The sequence below is a fragment of the Coleofasciculus sp. A1-SPW-01 genome (assembly GCF_040217205.1).
GTDB lineage: Bacteria > Cyanobacteriota > Cyanobacteriia > Cyanobacteriales > Coleofasciculaceae > Coleofasciculus > Coleofasciculus chthonoplastes_A.
This window is the reverse complement of sequence record NZ_JAVJNP010000061.1, coordinates 61,609-79,411: the sequence shown is the minus strand read 5'-3', so window position 1 is coordinate 79,411 and position 17,803 is coordinate 61,609. Positions and strand designations below refer to the sequence as shown.

Annotated in this window: 19 protein-coding genes; 11 read left to right on the top strand and 8 right to left on the bottom strand. The window is 45.5% G+C overall.

Annotated elements, in window-relative coordinates; translation table 11 throughout:
- Positions 1–233: 233 nt before the first annotated feature.
- On the bottom strand, positions 234–1,973 hold the full coding sequence (locus RH949_RS10220; RefSeq protein ID WP_446352851.1) for a rhomboid family intramembrane serine protease: 1,740 nt from the start codon (positions 1,971–1,973) through the stop codon (positions 234–236).
- A 400-nt stretch (positions 1,974–2,373) separates the two neighbouring features.
- Positions 2,374–3,249: a hypothetical protein gene (locus RH949_RS10215; protein ID WP_006101287.1), complete on the bottom strand. Its 876-nt coding sequence runs from the start codon at positions 3,247–3,249 to the stop codon at positions 2,374–2,376.
- 528 nt (positions 3,250–3,777) lie between these two features.
- Here RH949_RS10215 and RH949_RS10210 point away from each other — a divergent pair.
- The 6 genes from RH949_RS10210 to RH949_RS10185 all read left to right on the top strand — a co-directional run bounded on the left by RH949_RS10210 (position 3,778) and on the right by RH949_RS10185 (position 8,755).
- Positions 3,778–5,715 carry a S9 family peptidase gene (locus tag RH949_RS10210; RefSeq protein WP_446352849.1) on the top strand — a complete coding sequence of 646 codons (1,938 nt, stop codon included), beginning with the start codon at positions 3,778–3,780 and terminating at the stop codon, positions 5,713–5,715.
- A gap of 372 nt (positions 5,716–6,087) precedes the next feature.
- On the top strand, positions 6,088–6,690 hold the full coding sequence (locus RH949_RS10205) for a rhomboid family intramembrane serine protease (RefSeq protein WP_446352847.1): 603 nt from the start codon (positions 6,088–6,090) through the stop codon (positions 6,688–6,690).
- Positions 6,691–6,872: 182 nt separating this feature from the next.
- On the top strand, positions 6,873–7,124 hold the full coding sequence (locus tag RH949_RS10200) for a TIGR02450 family Trp-rich protein (protein WP_006101082.1): 252 nt from the start codon (positions 6,873–6,875) through the stop codon (positions 7,122–7,124).
- Positions 7,125–7,223: 99 nt separating this feature from the next.
- Positions 7,224–7,601 (top strand): hypothetical protein, encoded by a 378-nt coding sequence (locus RH949_RS10195; protein ID WP_044207175.1) that lies wholly within the window; start codon positions 7,224–7,226, stop codon positions 7,599–7,601.
- Positions 7,602–7,633: 32 nt separating this feature from the next.
- Positions 7,634–7,783 (top strand): glycine zipper family protein, encoded by a 150-nt coding sequence (locus RH949_RS10190; RefSeq protein WP_446352844.1) that lies wholly within the window; start codon positions 7,634–7,636, stop codon positions 7,781–7,783.
- A 96-nt stretch (positions 7,784–7,879) separates the two neighbouring features.
- Positions 7,880–8,755 (top strand): SDR family oxidoreductase, encoded by an 876-nt coding sequence (locus RH949_RS10185; protein WP_446352842.1) that lies wholly within the window; start codon positions 7,880–7,882, stop codon positions 8,753–8,755.
- Between the two features lie 70 nt (positions 8,756–8,825).
- Here the strand turns inward: RH949_RS10185 and RH949_RS10180 are convergent, their stop codons facing one another.
- Together RH949_RS10180 and RH949_RS10175 are read right to left on the bottom strand one after the other, a co-directional pair.
- The gene (locus tag RH949_RS10180) at positions 8,826–9,371 is read right to left on the bottom strand and encodes a PEP-CTERM sorting domain-containing protein (RefSeq protein ID WP_446352840.1); all 546 of its coding nucleotides are present in this window, start codon (positions 9,369–9,371) and stop codon (positions 8,826–8,828) included.
- Between the two features lie 122 nt (positions 9,372–9,493).
- Positions 9,494–9,958 (bottom strand): GNAT family N-acetyltransferase, encoded by a 465-nt coding sequence (locus RH949_RS10175; RefSeq protein WP_006101149.1) that lies wholly within the window; start codon positions 9,956–9,958, stop codon positions 9,494–9,496.
- A gap of 101 nt (positions 9,959–10,059) precedes the next feature.
- Between RH949_RS10175 and RH949_RS10170 the strand changes: the two genes are divergently transcribed.
- The 4 genes from RH949_RS10170 (at position 10,060) to RH949_RS10155 (ending at position 13,437) form a co-directional block, all read left to right on the top strand.
- Positions 10,060–11,211 carry a UDP-sulfoquinovose synthase gene (locus RH949_RS10170; RefSeq protein WP_006101158.1) on the top strand — a complete coding sequence of 384 codons (1,152 nt, stop codon included), beginning with the start codon at positions 10,060–10,062 and terminating at the stop codon, positions 11,209–11,211.
- Between the two features lie 235 nt (positions 11,212–11,446).
- On the top strand, positions 11,447–11,752 hold the full coding sequence (locus tag RH949_RS10165) for a hypothetical protein (RefSeq protein WP_006101059.1): 306 nt from the start codon (positions 11,447–11,449) through the stop codon (positions 11,750–11,752).
- A gap of 244 nt (positions 11,753–11,996) precedes the next feature.
- Positions 11,997–13,130, top strand: a complete 1,134-nt coding sequence (locus tag RH949_RS10160) for a glycosyltransferase family 4 protein (protein ID WP_446352838.1) — start codon at positions 11,997–11,999, stop codon at positions 13,128–13,130.
- Between the two features lie 97 nt (positions 13,131–13,227).
- On the top strand, positions 13,228–13,437 hold the full coding sequence (locus RH949_RS10155; protein WP_006101125.1) for a hypothetical protein: 210 nt from the start codon (positions 13,228–13,230) through the stop codon (positions 13,435–13,437).
- A gap of 231 nt (positions 13,438–13,668) precedes the next feature.
- Here the strand turns inward: RH949_RS10155 and RH949_RS10150 are convergent, their stop codons facing one another.
- Positions 13,669–14,073, bottom strand: a complete 405-nt coding sequence (locus RH949_RS10150; RefSeq protein WP_006101178.1) for a DUF6464 family protein — start codon at positions 14,071–14,073, stop codon at positions 13,669–13,671.
- A 418-nt stretch (positions 14,074–14,491) separates the two neighbouring features.
- On the opposite strand from RH949_RS10150, the gene RH949_RS10145 reads away from it, so the two are divergent.
- Entirely contained in the window at positions 14,492–14,710 is a 219-nt protein-coding gene (locus RH949_RS10145; protein WP_044207174.1) for a hypothetical protein, read from the top strand.
- Between the two features lie 473 nt (positions 14,711–15,183).
- On the opposite strand, the gene RH949_RS10140 is transcribed toward RH949_RS10145, so the two are convergent.
- The 3 genes from RH949_RS10140 to RH949_RS10130 all read right to left on the bottom strand — a co-directional run bounded on the left by RH949_RS10140 (position 15,184) and on the right by RH949_RS10130 (position 17,789).
- Positions 15,184–15,399, bottom strand: coding sequence for a hypothetical protein (locus RH949_RS10140; RefSeq protein WP_446352835.1), 216 nt, complete (start codon positions 15,397–15,399; stop codon positions 15,184–15,186).
- Positions 15,400–15,604: 205 nt separating this feature from the next.
- Positions 15,605–16,654, bottom strand: a complete 1,050-nt coding sequence (locus RH949_RS10135; RefSeq protein ID WP_006101117.1) for a M42 family metallopeptidase — start codon at positions 16,652–16,654, stop codon at positions 15,605–15,607.
- Positions 16,655–17,054: 400 nt separating this feature from the next.
- Positions 17,055–17,789: a LemA family protein gene (locus RH949_RS10130; protein ID WP_446352832.1), complete on the bottom strand. Its 735-nt coding sequence runs from the start codon at positions 17,787–17,789 to the stop codon at positions 17,055–17,057.
- Between the last annotated feature and the right edge of the window lie 14 nt (positions 17,790–17,803).

Genomic DNA, 17,803 nt, shown 5'->3' with positions numbered 1-17,803 from the left:
CTACTTAGTCATCGAATGAACTATCCCCTTGTACTTCCAGCAATTCTTCCCAAGAACAGCTAAATTTTTCCTTTATTCTGCACACAGTATAGAGCTACCTGTAGGGGCACGGCAATGCCGTGCCCCTACTATACGTGGCGTTTGTGCTTGGGTACTTTTTCCTTCTATCCCTTCTACCATCTACTCTCTGCCTTGTCCCTACTCAAATGGGGGTAGTTAACCCGGACATGATATTACTTATGGTACAGCAGAAGCCCCACAAAAAAACCGATGATTAAGCCTGACGTGTGACCCGTGAAACTTACTTGAGGAATTGATAAGTCAAAGATAACTTGAAAGGCAATAATAAATAAAATAAACCGTAAACGACGAGACGCTAAACGCGATTTTTCACGCCGCCATCCTTGAAGTAAAATAGCTGCCGTTGCGCCCACAATCCCCATCACGGAACCGGATGCCCCAACTACAAATTGCGCCTCAGAGTATCCGAAATGAGTGGCTAGAGATACCACCAACATCGAACCAACACCACTACTGAGGTAAAGTAGCAAATATCGCCACCCAGAGAGCGCATATTCGACAAAGGGTCCAAGGATATACAGACCCAGCATATTCATTAATAGATGCAGAAAGCCAAAGTGCAAAAATGTTGAGGTTAATAACCGCCACCAAGCCCCGTCGAGAACTTCCTCTGGTACTAATGCGCCGAGTTTGTATAAAACTTGCGGATTTTCACTTCCGCCAAAGTGAATTTCTAATCCAAATACAATCAGGTTTAATCCAATAATTCCCCAAGTTGTATAGGCTCTAGAACCCAGAAACCGTTCTCTGGAACCGTATCGCACCTGATGTTGGAGATTGAGTGTAAGCCGTGCTAAAATCTGCTGAGAATATTGAGTCAAAACAGCATCAGGGTTGACAGGTGACTGAGATAAACGAGCTTCGATCGCATGGCGGTAGAGTCCAGTATGGCGGTTAGAAATAGCCAACAGTTGCTGACGTGCTTCCTCTACGTCTCCCGCCGCCCAATCTGCTGTAGCTAGCCAAAATTGGCGAATATAATTGGGATAAAATGCTAAAGGTCCTGTGAGCAATTGGACAACCTGGGCTTTTTGACCGCAAAAAGCAAAGGCAAATAAATAGGCTTGACTCTGATTGATACCGCGATCGCTATGTTCTAAGATACGTTCAAATTGATCAAGTTGAGCAAGCACACGATTTAAGTCCCCCATCTCTCCTAATGCTCGCAGGTAGTACAGGATTAGACGGGGATCATTTTCCAGAGCGGTCTGTGATACGCTGGTTTCAATCCACTCCCGCAACTCTTGCCAACGCGCCTCCATTTTATAGAGAGTGGCGATGGTATGTCGCACCAGAGGACGATTGGTGGTTTTGTCGCGGTTAATAATTGCCGTGGCTTCAGTGGTTGAACCTTGCTTCAATTGTTCCAGGGTGTCCAACAATTCAGCAAATTGACGCCAATTTTGGGCGGGGTGTAGCCAACACAGGAGTTTACCCAGTCGGCTAGCTGCACCAAAGCGTTCCTGATATGCCAGTTGATTCATGAGTCTAAACCCCAGAATCGGCATTAAAATCAACAACCCCCATAACCCCCCACCAATCCAGCCTGCATTCTCTGGAGTGAGGACATATAAGACACCTGTTGTGGCTAATACTAAACCAGAAACAAGCATCCAGCTACGGATGTACACGGCTGAATCCGAAATACTGGCACGGCGAATGCCGACGATAATGTTCAGAACGCAAGAGGTGCAGACAATCCAGAGGAGTAACTGATTAATATCCATCAAGAGTGATTGGCGATCGGGTTGGGAGAAGTAGGCGAAGTCCACCTTTTCAACCATAACCCGATCCAAGACGCGATCGCGGTTGTGGGAATTATCAGGTTCGCGGTTGTAGGGGTTGTAGGGGTTGTAGGGGCGAGTCGCTGCACAAATATTGAAATGTGACAATTAACCTATCTCGACTCGCCCCAGTCTAACTGTAGAGGGTAAGCTGTCATGCATTTAAATTGGGTATTCGTAGCGAACAAGATGCTTGATGTAGCGAGCAAGATGCTCGCACTACGGCAAGGATTGCGCCATTATTGATATTAAGGTTTAAATGCCGAACAGCTATTTTTTCCCAGGCAACCCCAATATTATTAATCTTGAATTGACGATATCATGCGGAGAGCGACCCGATCAAATTGATAGGTTAGTTTTCCTATTTTAATACAGCAGGTCGCCCCTACAGATGCTGGCAAAACATTAATAACCAAGAAAAATCCGCCCTACCAACTGGGTGGTTAACGGCGGTCAAATTTCAGCTACTGAATTGTTCAATTCGATGTGTGTAGCCTAGATATTCAGTTTAGGCTTTCTTGCCAAAGTGCCGCTTCAGCATTGCACCGACGCTTAAGGAGCCAATTGCCAGTAAACCAGTTACTGCGCCGGGTTCAGGTACAGTTTGAGAGAACTCTTGAATAATTACGGAAGCTTCTGCATCTTCCAAGAGTAGGGGATTCAAATCGTCTACGCCGCTAAGCCGAATATTTTTTAATACTCGCAGCTTCTTAACTGGATATATCAAATCTACCCAGTCTTCTGTTCCATCAACAGTTGATGTGAGGTTATCAACGAATAAATTATCGTCAAGTAGGGATACACCAGTAACAGGATCGGTGATCTTTTCCGAAATCGTTATGACTCCTTGATCCAGTACTGGCTCAGGCACAAACCCTAAGTGGGCATCTTTAATGTATTTGTTTGAACCCTCTACAATATGTACGTCGAATCCCAATGCGAGATCATACCCCCAACCCGCATCAGCTTTCCAAAAGTCATTAAATAACAGTCCATGTCCACTATCTAAAGAAAGTTGATTGGAGCTTCCTCCTACCGTAATATCAGCAGGATTGGTTGGACCAATTGGGCGAGCAACCGCAGGTAAATCTTTAATATCATCACAGGTTAGGGAACCAGGCGTACCAGGAGCCTGACAAGCCGTCTGAAAGACGAATTCATGAAAGATTTTATCGTCAACCTGGAAAGCATTGTCATTCGCCACCCAACCTATTGAACCATCTGGATTAACCACCTGATCCAAGAAATTATCTAAACTAACTGGTGCGGTGAATATTGTTGCTCCAGGAGCCAGCGTAAACGCTCCAACTGGACTCGCCACAACTCCCAAAGCGGCGGTAGCGCTAACGGCACAGGCAACGGCGAATGCACTTTGACGGTTCATACTATATATCTCCAAATTTGGATAAAGTTGACACAAGTTAACAAAGTGAGTTAGTATGACCCTAGATAAAATTACAGGATATTAACAAAGCAGGCGGCTAAAGAGGGTTTCTGAATACCTTGATGCTCTTGTATCTTGGCATCAATGGCTTCTATATGATCTGAGAGAAATATCGGATCAACGCTCGCCTTCTTTCTCTTGAGATAGCTACTAACTCCTTTCTTGTCTGTAACTTTATCGCTAATTTATTTTTCTGAAAAGAGATTTTGTGTATCTTTACTGAATCTTTATATAAAAAGCCCTTGGCTTCATCAAAGCTTCATAAATCGAGTGTTATGCTAGGTATATTTACCTAATTTAGGGATGGTACTTAAAATCCTTGAATTGAGGAGAGTTAACGGAAACGTCGCTAATTCCCCAAAAACCCGCCTTACATCAATCTGCGTAAGAGTTGAGATTTTACCCAATCTTCATACATTCCAAGTGAAGTCGGTAAAATTAACGAACGACAGCATAATCGAATTAACGATGACTCAACCGCAAATCTCTCCCTACGGTTCCTGGAACTCTCCCATCGCCGCCGAACTCATCGTGGCGGGTACGATTGGCTTAGGGAGTATTACCCTTGATGGTACGGATACCTACTGGATCGAAGCACGACCGATGGAAGCGGGACGTAATGTAATTGTACGCCGTCAGGAGAATGGCGCGATCGCAGATATTACACCTTCTCCCTTTAATGTGCGTACTCGCGTTCACGAATATGGTGGTGGTGCTTACACGGTCAAAGATGGGATTATTTATTTTGCCAATTATCAGGATCAGCGCCTTTACCAGCAGACGGGTGATGCAGAACCTCAACCCATCACCCCAGAGTCAGGGGGAACTCTCCGCTATGCTGATCTGGTAATTGACTCCCAGCGACAACGGCTGATTTGTGTGCGCGAAGATCACAGTGATGAGGGAAAGGAACCAATTAACACCTTAGTCAGTATTCCGTTAAATAATCGTAACGATATCCAAATTATCGCTACAGGAAATGACTTCTACGCCTCACCCCGATTAAGTCCGGATGGTTCTCAGTTAACCTGGTTGACGTGGAATCATCCTAATATGCCATGGGATGGGACACAACTGTGGGTGGCGTCGATTCAAGGGAATGGATTATTAGGTGAAGCGAAATGTATTGCCGGTGGAGTGGAGGAGTCAATCTTTAAACCTGAATGGTCTCCAGATGGCACATTATACTTTGTTTGGGATCAGACAGGGTGGTGGAATCTGTATCGCTGGAATCAGCAAGGGATAGAACCTCTGTGTGAAATGGAGGCGGAGTTTGGTCTTCCTCAATGGGTGTTTGGTATGTCTACTTATGGCATCTCATCGCGCGATCGCCTAATCTGTGCTTATACTGTCCAAGGTCGATGGCGCTTAGGGAGTATCGATCTCCAGACGAAACAATTCAACCCGATTGAAACCCCTTATACCAGTATTTCATCGGTGCAAGTGACAGAGGATCGCGTCGTCTTTATTGGTGGTTCCGCCACCGAACCCACCGCTGTGGTACAGATGGATGTAGCCAGCCAACAGATAGAGGTTTTGCGTCAATCGACAACATTAGAGATAGATAAAGGATATCTCTCCATACCCGAGGCGATCGCATTTCCCACCGAAAACGGTCAAACGGCTTACGGCTTCTTCTATCCCCCGCAAAATAAAGACTATCAAGCGCCCGAAACCGAGAAACCCCCTCTGATTGTCAAAAGTCACGGTGGACCAACTGCATCCACATCCAGTACCTTTAATCTAAAGATTCAATATTGGACAAGTCGCGGCTTTGCCTTCTTAGATGTTAACTATGGCGGAAGTACAGGATATGGACGCGAGTATCGCCAACGCCTCCAGAATCAATGGGGAATTGTCGATGTCGATGACTGCGCCAATGGTGCAAAGTACCTGGCTGAACAAGGATTCGTTGATGGAGAACGGTTAGCGATCGCAGGCGGTAGCGCTGGGGGGTATACTACATTAGCCGCCCTTACCTTCCGAGATGTATTTAAAGCTGGGGCGAGTTATTACGGCGTCAGTGACTTGGAAACCTTAGCCACCGATACCCATAAATTTGAATCCCGTTACCTGGATGGATTAATTGGTGCTTATCCAGAACGCCAAGACTTGTACAAAGCGCGATCGCCCATTCATTTTACTGACAAATTGTCCTGTCCGGTGATTTTCTTCCAAGGGTTAGAGGATAAAGTGGTTCCCCCCAATCAAGCCGAGACGATGGTGGAGGCGTTAAAAGCAAAGGGATTACCCGTAGCATACATCACCTACCCCGAAGAACAGCATGGATTCCGACGGGCGGAAAACATCAAGCGCACCTTGGAAGCCGAGTTATACTTTTATTCACGGATATTCGGGTTTGAGTTAGCCGAACCCATTGAACCCGTCGCGATCGACAATTTTTAACCCATAATTTATCAGGAAATTAAACTGTAGGGGCGGGTTTAGGGACAATTGTAGGGGCGGGTTTAGGGACAATTGTAGGGGCGGGTTTAGGGACAATTGTAGGGGCGGGTTTAGGGACAATTGTAGGGGCGGGTTTAGGGACTCAATTCAGATATCCACCAATAACGGAACAACAAAACCCGCCCTTCTCACCAATAACGGAACAACAAAACCCGCCCTTCTCACCAATAACGGAACAACAAAACCCGCCCTTCTCACCAATAACGGAACAACAAAACTCGCCCTTCCCTAGGATGGCTATCAGAGGATGTCACAGAAAATTGCTAACCTAGAACCATTAATACTCAACAATCTATCCCAGAAGGTCAAGCCATGAATAACCGGGAAACCCGAAAACTTGTCCGTCAGGAAACCCAAGCCCTTGCCCGTGAAGTCAAAACCCAGGCTACCATTTTAGGCGGACTCGTCGCGGTGATGTGGGGTTTAGAACTCATTGATTTAATTATCTTCCAAGGTGCACTCGACAGCTATGGTATTTTACCCCGGACAATTATTGGGTTAAGGGGTATCCTATTTGCCCCATTTCTCCATGGTGGTTTACCTCACCTAATTGCTAATACGGTTCCCTTTCTCACCCTCGGCTGGTTCGTCATGTTACAAAAAACCAGCGACTTTTTTATTGTCACTGCCATTACCATGGTTGTCAGTGGTTTAGGGGTATGGCTGATTGGTTCTCCCGGTGTTCACATTGGCGCTAGCGGTCTAGTTTTTGGCTATCTCGGTTTTCTACTCTTGCGTGGTTATTTTCAACGCAATATTCCCTCTATTTTGCTTTCCCTTATCGTGGGATTTCTCTATGGAGGCGCAATTTGGGGTGTTTTACCAACGGTTCCTGGTGTATCCTGGGAAGGGCATTTATTTGGCTTTATTGGTGGAATTGTGGCTGCACGCTTGTTATCTCAGCCTAAGGGATGAGGAATGGGGAAGATGGGGAAGATGGGGGAGATGAGGGAGATGAGGGAGATGGGGGAATTAATTCAACACTTGATCGGGGCGGGTTTAGTTACCTTTGGGTTAAGTAAGAAACGATAATAGTGAAACCCGCCCCTACACACCGCCGCCGAAAGTCGTGAAGGGTCAATATTTTCCCAATTTTAATGGCAAAACAAAAATTCCCTTATCTGGTTGGTTCCAAATGGACAGCGACACAACAAACCTGGGGTTGGCGACATTTTCAAGTAGTTAACCGCAAAAATCAGGGTCAATGGGTTTTTGCCGAAATGGTGGCATCCTGTGACTCGACTGTTCGCTTTTGGTTGAATGCTAAACAGCTTAAAGACCGTTCTTTGTGGAAACCAGGTTGGCAATCTTTACAAGAAATGAAGGAAATAGAAGAGGATGAATTATAAAGTGAGAGGTTGGCTGGAGGGAAAAAACAGTTCAATGAATACTCAATAGGATAGAAATATCCCGATCCTATGAAAATATTGTTGCTCAGGTAAGGTCTTATGAAAAATCATTCGTCAAAGTTGATTGTTGCTTTAGCTTTCATCATTTTCCCGCTAAGTTGTGCTGCTTCTAGTAGTGGTAGAATTTGCCAGTATAATCCTGACTCTGGAAAACCTAATCCTTTGGGAATGAGATCATATATTACCATTACAGAAGATGAGGGGAGTACGATTGTTACTTATGAACAGTTTCCCTCAAATGTTGATGAAAATGTTACGCTGACAACGAAACGGGAACTCACGTTTCATGATACTCCCTTGGACACAGCGCGGGTTATTCTCCTGCAAAACAAAAATTACTATTCTGAGTTAGTTGGGTATGATGACCCCGAAGGATTTGCCCCTGTTAATGAAGTACTAACCTGTGAGTCAAAGTGATGGGAGGTTATATTTGAATATCTAAAGGAAAAATGAGCGTAGTCGAAGGGTCAATTGTAGGGGCGGGTTTAACCACTGTAGGGGCGGGTTTAGCCACTGTAGGGGCGGGTTTAGCCACTAAAGCTAGCTTGTTACCAATAGCTGAACAACAAAACCCGCCCTTGCTTGTTACCAATAGCTGAACAACAAAACCCGCCCTTGCTTGTTACCAATAGCTGAACAACAAAATCTGCTCTTATTGACAAGACTAAGATGTATAAATAAGTCAATCTAATCACATGAAAAGGTTATTGATTACAGGTGTTAGTGGATTTTTGGGTTGGCATATTTGCCAGTTGTCAAAACGAGAATGGAATGTCTATGGAACTTGCCTTTCTAAATCTGCCAATAGTCCAGACATAAACATACTAAAAGTTGATTTAACCCATTTTCAGGAAGTTAAGCAGATTTTCCAAACTATTAAACCCGACGCGGTTATTCATACAGCTGCTCAATCTAGCCCCAATTTTTGCCAAATGCACCCCCAGGAAACGGAAGCAATAAATGTTACAGCATCTGGAAATATCGCGGGACTGTGTGCAGATCATAATATTCCTTGTGTATTTACATCCACTGATCTGGTATTCAATGGTTTAAACCCACCCTGTCGGGAAACTGATCCGGTTTCGCCAATTAGTTATTATGGAGAGCAAAAAGTTAGGGCTGAGACTCTGATGTTAACTCGCTATCCTCAGACAGCAATTTGCCGAATGCCGTTAATGTTTGGTCAGGCGACACCAACGGCGACTAGCTTTATTCAGCCATTTATTGAAACGTTACAAGTAGGAAACGAGTTAAAGCTATTTATTGATGAATTTCGCACACCTGTGAGTGGAACCACTGCAGCTAAAGGGTTATTGTTAGCCCTCGATAACGTTCAAGGCTACCTGCATCTGGGAGGAAAAGAGCGGATATCACGTTACGAATTTGGGTGTCTGCTGGTTGATGTGTTACGATTACCCAAAGCTGGATTAAAATCTTGTCGCCAAGCTGATGTAAAAATGGCAGCGCCACGACCTCCAGATGTTTCCTTGGATAGTTCCAAAGCATTTGCGTTAGGATATAATCCTTTACCCTTGAAAGAAGAATTAGAGGCATTGCGGGATAGATTGTAGGGGCGCAAGGTTTGCGCCCTTTGGGATGCACCCCATTAAACATGGACGTTAGTTTTCTGTAGATATAGGATTATTCGTTAACTTTATTCTTCTTTCTCGAATGCTCTTGCTTGAGTACGACTCCAAAGCCTAATGCGGCGGCAGAACCAAGGAGTGTCAGGGGTTCAGGAACAGAGGGAAGTTTAGTTATTTTGTAGGAAACAGAATCACTGAAGTTTCCATTGATCAAAGTTGCTCCTCCAGTTACCATTCCACCAATTTCTTGCGGAAGTGAGAGTATGTCAAACAGAGTAAGACTCTGAGAAGACGTGCTGAACAGCATATCGGTTTGGGAACCATTGGTAACAAATTCCCCTTGAACAAATTGGATATTCCCCAATTTTAGAGCAACCGACTCAATTGCATCCATTGAATCGTTCGTGGTGAAGGAACCTATATCTACGTTGTTTATTGTTGTTGAACCCCCCAGTGCTGGTGATACAACGTCTATACCATTGATTCGTAGATCATATTTCATTGAAGCGGCTGTAGCCGGGGATACATTGACCATCGTTACGGTAGCGGCAGTGGTAGCAACCGTTAAGGCAGACAGCCACGGTGAGTAGCTAAATTTCATAAATTGGAAACCCTGTAGTAAGTGAAACAACTGTGACAATTAAATGACTAAATAAAGGAATGTTTCCTCTATCTGTAGAAGTATTTATAAAACTATACTTATTTATCTTTGTCAAGTCAATCTCATTGAGAGGATAAAGTCATAATTTCTACGGGAATTCGCAAGATAATCTTAGCAAAGTGAGATAAGCCGAACTTAAATTTAAGCGATCGCGGCAATTCTTGCCAGGAAACTGGCACAAAGCCAAAGCGCCTGTAGAATTGGGCTAGGCGCGTCCCTAAACATTCCAGATAGAGGGGGTGGCTGGCTTGGTGAATCAGATGCTGCGTCAGCAACGTTCCCAAACCGCGATCGCGCCACTCTGGGGCGACAACCAAACTCCCTAACTCCTGGGCGTCAGCAAACTGGCGTAACTGTCCACATGCTACCACCTGTCCTTCGCATTCAATCACCCAGAATTGCTGCCATCGTAACTGAGTTGGATCAAGTTTTGCCCCCAGTACCAATCGGAAAATCGCGCCCCGATCCCCAGAAGAGGCGCGTCGGAGGGTACAGTTGGCGGGTAGAGACGGCTGACTTGTATGCATGTAGGATGATTTAAGGTGCGATCGCTGATTTTAATGGTTCGAGAGTACCCGAAACCTGATACATTTACCGAGTATCGGCTCTTCAATTTTATGGATTGACTATGAAAGTCTTGGTTATTGGTGGCGATGGTTATTGTGGGTGGGCAACTGCCCTGCATCTATCCAAAAAAGGATACGACGTCGGGATTATGGATAACCTGGTGCGTCGTCACTGGGATATGAAACTGGGTGTAGAAACCCTGACGCCAATTGCACCGATTCAACACCGTATCCAACGTTGGCAGGATCTGACGGGTAAATCCATTGACTTGTTCGTGGGTGATATCACCGACTACGATTTCCTGATTAAATCCCTGCATCAGTTTGAACCGGAGGCAATTGTTCACTTTGGCGAACAACGGTCTGCCCCATTCTCGATGATTGACCGCGAACATGCGGTACTGACTCAGGTGAATAATGTCGTAGGGACATTAAATATTCTCTACGCCATGCGACAAGACTTCCCCGATTGCCATTTGGTCAAACTGGGGACGATGGGTGAATACGGCACGCCGAACATCGATATCGAAGAAGGCTACATCACCATCGAGCATAATGGGCGCAAAGATACCTTACCCTATCCCAAACAGCCTGGTAGCTTCTACCACCTGAGCAAAGTCCACGATAGCCATAATATCCACTTTGCTTGCAAGATTTGGGGACTCCGGGCAACAGATCTGAATCAGGGTGTCGTCTATGGAGTCTTAACCGAAGAAACCGGAATGGATGAGATGCTGATTAACCGCCTCGACTACGATGGCGTTTTCGGTACAGCCTTAAACCGTTTCTGTATCCAGGCGGCGGTGGGTCATCCCTTAACGGTCTATGGTAAAGGGGGACAAACCCGGGGCTTCTTAGATATTCGGGATACCGTGCGTTGTGTCGAACTCGCGATCGCGAATCCGGCTGATCCCGGTCAATTCCGCGTATTTAACCAGTTCACGGAAATGTTCAGCGTGGGTGACTTAGCCGTGATGGTGAAAAATGCTGGAACCCATTTGGATATCGATGTGGACATTAAGCACCTCGATAACCCACGAGTTGAGTTAGAACAGCATTATTTCTACGCCAAAAATACTTGCTTGTTAAGTTTAGGACTCCAACCCCATTACCTCTCTGATTCCCTGATCGATTCCTTACTTAACTTTGCCAGCAAGTACAAGCACCGTGTAGATGAAAAGCAAATCTTACCCAAGGTGTCTTGGCGGCGCTAAAGCTCTTGACTATCGGTTCAGGATTCAGGACTATGGTAGGGAAGACATAAAACATCAACGGAAAAAAATAGGGGTTGCGGTGATTGATATTCCCGTTTTTTCAACCCAATTCGGTCTAGAACAGCCCAGGATAATCACTGAACTAATGGTTTCGGTAAGAGGAACTAGAAACTCTTGGTTTCCTCTTACCCTATCTCATCTTTCCCTGGGAATAGCCAGATTTTCATAGCTTGTCATGATGATAAAATCGGCAATTCTTCTCGTATTTGTCGTCTTACCCGGTTTCGCTGCATCGGTTCTCAGTGCCTATTATCTTTTCCCAGAATGGGTAGCATTAGAGCGTCACCAAAGGTATTATCAACAGTTGTCTCAATCTCCATCTTCGACAATGCGGGATTTATCCATTGCCCAAGCCGCAGAAAATAGACATCGAATTAACTGTTTTGCTGAAGGTGTGGGCGTTTTATTAGGGGGAATTATCGCCGCCATTGGTATTCATGGACTCTGTACCTTACCGCCCAAAAACGCTGAAGATCCTTAGTTGTTCTAACTGTCGCCATCAAGGTGAAGATACATGGTACTAAAATTTTGGCTGGTGGGTTTCGACTTCGCTCAACCCACCCTACGGTATATAAGGATTTCGGCGATCCAAAAAGGTTGATTTTAGTGCCATTGAGGTTAGGACAGATATAATGGCTGAGACCCTATACCAGTAACAACCCTCCTACCTTCTGCCTCCTGCCTCCTACCGTTTGCAATACCACTCCGCACACAGTCACACGATTATGCGAATTGCCTTATTCACTGAAACCTTTTTGCCTAAAGTTGATGGGATTGTCACGCGACTGCGGCACACGGTTGATCATTTACAACGCAATGGTGACCAGGTTCTGGTAATCTGTCCAGATGGTGGACTCACAGAACACAAAGGTGCCAAAATTTATGGCGTTTCGGCTTTTCCATTACCTTTATATCCCGAACTGAAACTGGCATTACCTCGACCCGCGATTGGCATAGCGTTAGCCAAATTTAAGCCGGATGTAATTCATGTGGTGAATCCGGCGGTATTAGGGTTAGGGGGACTCTATTATGCTAAAGCGATGCAAATTCCTTTAATCGCATCCTATCATACTCATTTACCCCAGTATCTTCAGCATTATGGGTTAGGGATGTTAGAACCGGTGATGTGGGAATTAATTAAGGCAAATCACAACCAAGCCCAGCTTAATTTATGTACCTCGACGGCGATGGTGGAGGAATTGAGAGGGCGAGGGATTCAACACTTAGATTTGTGGCAACGGGGGGTAGATACAGAGACATTTCGTCCCAGTTTGGCGTCTGAGGACATGCGATCGCACTTGTCTCAAGGACACCCGGAAAGCCCATTGCTGCTTTATGTGGGGCGGTTGTCGGCGGAAAAGGAAATTGACCGGATTAAACCCGTTCTCGAATCGATTCCCGGTGCGCGTTTGGCGTTAGTGGGCGATGGACCCCATCGCAGCGCCCTAGAAAAACATTTTGCCGGAACCCCCACCCATTTTGTCGGGTATCTGACAGGTGAAGCCTTAGGTTCTGCCTTTGCGTCATCGGATGCGTTTATTTTCCCCTCCCGTACCGAAACCTTGGGGTTAGTTTTACTCGAAGCGATGGCGGCGGGGTGTCCCGTTGTCGCGGCGCGTTCCGGGGGAATTCCCGATATCGTCACCGATGGGGTGAACGGCTACCTGTTTGATCCAAAAGATGAACAAGGCGCGATCGCCGCGACTCAACGTCTGTTCCAGGAACAAACCGAACGGGAAACCTTACGAGAAAACGCCAGGGCGGAAGCGGAACGCTGGAGTTGGTCAGCCGCAACCCGTCAGTTACAACAGTATTATCAGGGCGTGGTGTTGTCGCGATCGCTCTTACCTGCGGCTTGATTAGCTTGCGCCCCTACTCAGGTTCTGCATCAAACCTATTCACTCAAGCGATCGCCTTCTACAATGAAAGCATCAGACCAAATTCGAGGAGAAAGTCATGGCAGCAGAGCGAGAATTTGATGATGCTCTACATGAAGCTGGCGTAGAGGCGGCTAAGGTACTGAAAGAGTTTCTCAAGAATCCACCAGAAGGAAGCGCAGAAAACGACGCTAACATGGTCAAGGTAAAAGTTGCGCTTCAGGTACTAGCGATCGCCAATGATCTACCCACTCCCCCATTTTTTATCGATTCAAGCAATCAAGCTTAAAATAGCCGGAAAATCAGTTCCTACAATCAATTGATAGACGTTTCGCCGAAACGTCTCTACCTTCTCCCGCCACACTTCGCAGACGTGAAGATCGCGGCGGGATTTGTATAGCACTACGCACTCTAGTTAGGACAAATGAAGAAAAATTCAAATCCTTCAATCCCTTGATGAGTAAGCGTTTTTATTCACTATTGCCCATTGCCTGTTGCCTAGCGCGTAGCGCTATACAATCTAGCTTTGGCGACTTTTTCGATAGGGAATTTCAGAGTCAGTCAGGTTGGATTGGATAGGTTCGTAGTAACGGCAAGACTGACAAGGACCCTCTGGATTAACCGCACAACGCACAAGTTCAGAATTCGCATTATATTCACAACTCGCATCGCCCAGCACCCAGCGCCCATCAACCAAACTTTTCTCCGTCGGGCGCGGAGCCGATTGGACGTATAGGGCAATTTTATGTAAACGATAACGCCCAGATTTTAGAAGATAGCGATGGCGACGCTCTAAAACAGCGTAGGTTTGACCGTTATAGTCAAGATAATTACCCGGTTGGGGAGTCCAATCTAATCGGATATTACCCAGACTCTGACGCGATTGCGTCAGGATTAGCTCTGCGGGAAGAGAATCTGGCTCCATAGTGAGTGATAGGTGTGATGATGACTACACTTGGATGGTATCGCAATCATTGTTGTCATTCGTCATTTGTCATTTGTCGTTCGTCATTTGTCATTTGTCATTTGTCATTTGTCATTTGTCATTTGTCATTTGTCATTTGTCATTTGTCATTTGTTGACTCCCCCATCTCCCCATCTCCCCCAACTCCCCCGCGCCTCCGCTGGGGTGTGGGGTCTGACCCATATCCCTCAAATGGTTAGGATAGTTCATATTGGATAAAAGTGCTCGCCGAACGTCTCAGTCGAACGCTCAATTGCCGCGAAGTCAAAGCGTCAATCGGAAGTCCTGTCGGACTGCTGTCTATGTAAGGGGACTTGTTTCCTCCCCATACATAAATGACAGAGTATTCCATTCGTCCCCTTACCAACCCAGATTTTCGATGAAAATTTCAGTGAGACTTATACCTGGTGCGCTATCTGATTTATTCGCTCAAGCTAGCAGTTCTGGTAAAATTACGCTCGCTGACCGATACGGATTAATGGCAGCATTGCTAGAAGAATCACTAACTGATGAAGAAAGAGACTCCCTAGAACGATTACTCCGCGCATTTCGCCGAGGACGGATGAAGGTGGTCGATGAGATTTCTACACTAGAATAGTAGAGATGTGCCATGGCACGTTTGTCATAGGTAAAGTCGAGGGAGGGTATTGCCCCTTGCCCCTCTCTGTTATCATTAATCGCTTTATTTCTACTTAGGGACTTGCGGCTTAATAATATACCAATCAAGCTTGGCTGAGTTGATGAATACAGCTTTCTTCACTGGTACTTTATTTTTACGCAGCTCCCTTAGCCCAGAGAAGCGTCACTACTCATATTCGGTTGGGTGACATTCGATTAAGGACAGGTTTTGTGGATTGGTTATCGGTTATAAACTCTCTGGAGCGCGTCAATCCGCCCCGACAATAGTGTGACTTCACTCTTTTAGAATGGACAGAAAAAGAAGGTACAGAGTTAGATTATTGACAAGTTGCTACGTGGCGGCTTGATTCGATTCCTTTCGGTTTAGTTGATAGTTATTTTCTACGACTTCCTATTTGCCACGTCTCTTTTCTTTAAGCCGATTCAACTTAATCAGGAGTCTTGGGGAATAGTATTTTGACCTTCCAATAATCTTAGATAGGAATAGGGTACAGATAGGGGCCAAGTAATTGTAGCCACAACGAAACAAACTCCACAGCTCAGTCTATCGTCTTCCGATAACGTATTATCTTCTTGTAAACAGGTAAACCACTTGTTTAACAAGCGCACCGCTACGACTAAGTAAAGACTAACTGAGCTAACTAGCATGATATGCAACATGATAAACCTACCTTAAAGAATTGTTTTTTCAGCGCTAACGGCTGGTTAAGTCCTTCGCTTTTTATCTAGTATACTGAACGATTTGCTTCTAAAAAGCCTATACTACCTATATTTACACAATCTTCACTGTCGCATTTTTTCCTTAACTGTATCTTAATAAAGGGAGTTGTTATCCGTCGCCGTTTTGTGATACTCAGGTGAACTGAGTCTGGCAGTACGTGTCAAGCAAAGAAATGCAGTTGGCGATCGCACCCAAATGAGCCACCTCATAGCCATGGGTGTTTTGTGTCGGGAAACTCAAGCAGGCGGCGCGGGCAACATGACCAAGCTTCATGGCAATAGACGCATCGCTGCCAAACCCACTAATCGTGGCAAGCTGTAAAGGAACACCAATCCCATTCGCCGCCTGTCGCAGTTCCCAGTTGAGTCCCTCATCGTAAATCCCGTAGCCATCCTGAGACAACAGCACAGGTGCTTCCCCATCTTCAATTGGGTATTCTGAGGAGAGAGGGCAGATTTCTAGGGCGATTAAAGCATCAAGCGAGTGATTTTGGCTAAAATACAACGCGCCAATTGCGCCAACTTCTTCCTTCGCCGACGCCACTAAATAGGTATCCACAACCGGAGTTTTCACCTGTTCAGCAAGACTCAACAGAATGGCAACAGAGGCTTTGTTATCCAAGGTATAACTGGCAATGTAATCCTTGAGGCGTATGGGTCGCTTACGGTGTTTACCCACAACCATGCGCGTTCCAGGGCGCACCCCAGCGGCGACAAGTTCAGCCAGAGTACATTTCGTTTCCACCCAAGCCTCTTCCCAACGCAGGGGGGCGGTTTCCTGTTGCGCTTTTTGGGGAGATTCATGGGAAACATGACGTGATCCAAAGGAAAGAATCCCACTCAAGGTTTGATTATCCCCTAATAAATCGACAACGCCTTCCCCATAAACCCAGGGAAATGAGCCGCCGAGTTTGCGGACTTGCACTTGTCCCTGTTCGTCCATCGATTTAACAATACCGCCGATTTCATCTTTATGAGCAGTAATCGCAATGGATCGCTCAGAGGTTTGACCCGATATCTTAGCAATAATATTCCCGGCTCGATCCTGCCACGATTCGACACCTAAGCCTTGCAATCGACTGATCAGAAGTTGATCAATTTCTCGTTCTGCACCACTAGGAGAATGATGCAGCACTAACTCTTCAATAGTATTAAATAAGTGGTCGTAATTTGAGGATGGCATGAAGGCGATAAACTCACGCAATAAAGGCGAATACTACTGACCTAAGCTAGCTTCATTCGTAGTTGCGCTTGTAGTTGCGCTTGTAGTTGCGCTTTAGCGCCATCAACACTTCAGCGCTGACTATAAATCTATGGATGTATTACATCAATTTATAAAACGCTTACGTCAGTGCTATTCAGCTCAAATCAACCAACACCATAACATACTCGTTCTATATCGGCAATAATAAATAATTCAACATTTAAAGCAAGAGACGTTATTGATACCAGACACAAAATTCCCATCCCTGTAGGGGCGGGTTTAGTGATTAATCTTTCTAGCGTGTGATAATTAAACAGGCAAAACCCGCCCTTCCTATCCCTTATCAGACGAATCAGATTAGGCGTGAGAATCGTCCTTGTTAAGGTTCAGTGGTTGCCGTCTGGAAAAAGGATTGCGCCTCAAACCCTAACCCCTGTGCCAAAACTGAGTTAGGAAATTGCTGAATCGTTTGATTGTACCGTTGTACCGCCTGATTATAACGCATCCGTTCTACAGCAATGCGATTTTCGGTTCCGGCTATTTCATACTGAAGGTTCGTAAATAATTGACTCGATTGTAACTGAGAATTATTAGCGGCATAGTCTTGGAAACGGTTAATCGCGTCATTCACTTGTTCGACAGCAACCGCTTTTTTCTCTGGCGTATCCGCCTGTAAATAAGCCTGACGAGATTGCTGCAACAGAGACACCATTTCTTTTTCGTGTTTGGTATAAGCTTGGGTGACTCGCACTAAATTGGGAATCAAATCAGCCCGCCGTTGAAGTTGATTTTCCACTTGCGCCCATTTAGCCTGAACCACAGAAGCATGGCGGGAAAATGAGTTATATGTCCAGATACTCCAAATTGCACTAATCGCCAAAACACTTGCACCAACTATCGCCAAAACTCTTCGCTGTTTTTGTTGGCGTTTTTGCCGCAATTGCACCTCTTGAATTGCTTGTTGAATAAACTCCACTGGAATCTGAGCTTCTGAACCCGCTTGCATGAGTTCGGAAGCGGAATAACTTTGGCTATGATTGGCATAATGTCGCGAGGCTAATTCCATAACCTCTGGAACAATTTTTTCAGGTATTCCCCTGTTTAATTTATTCATGACTTGCTCCCATT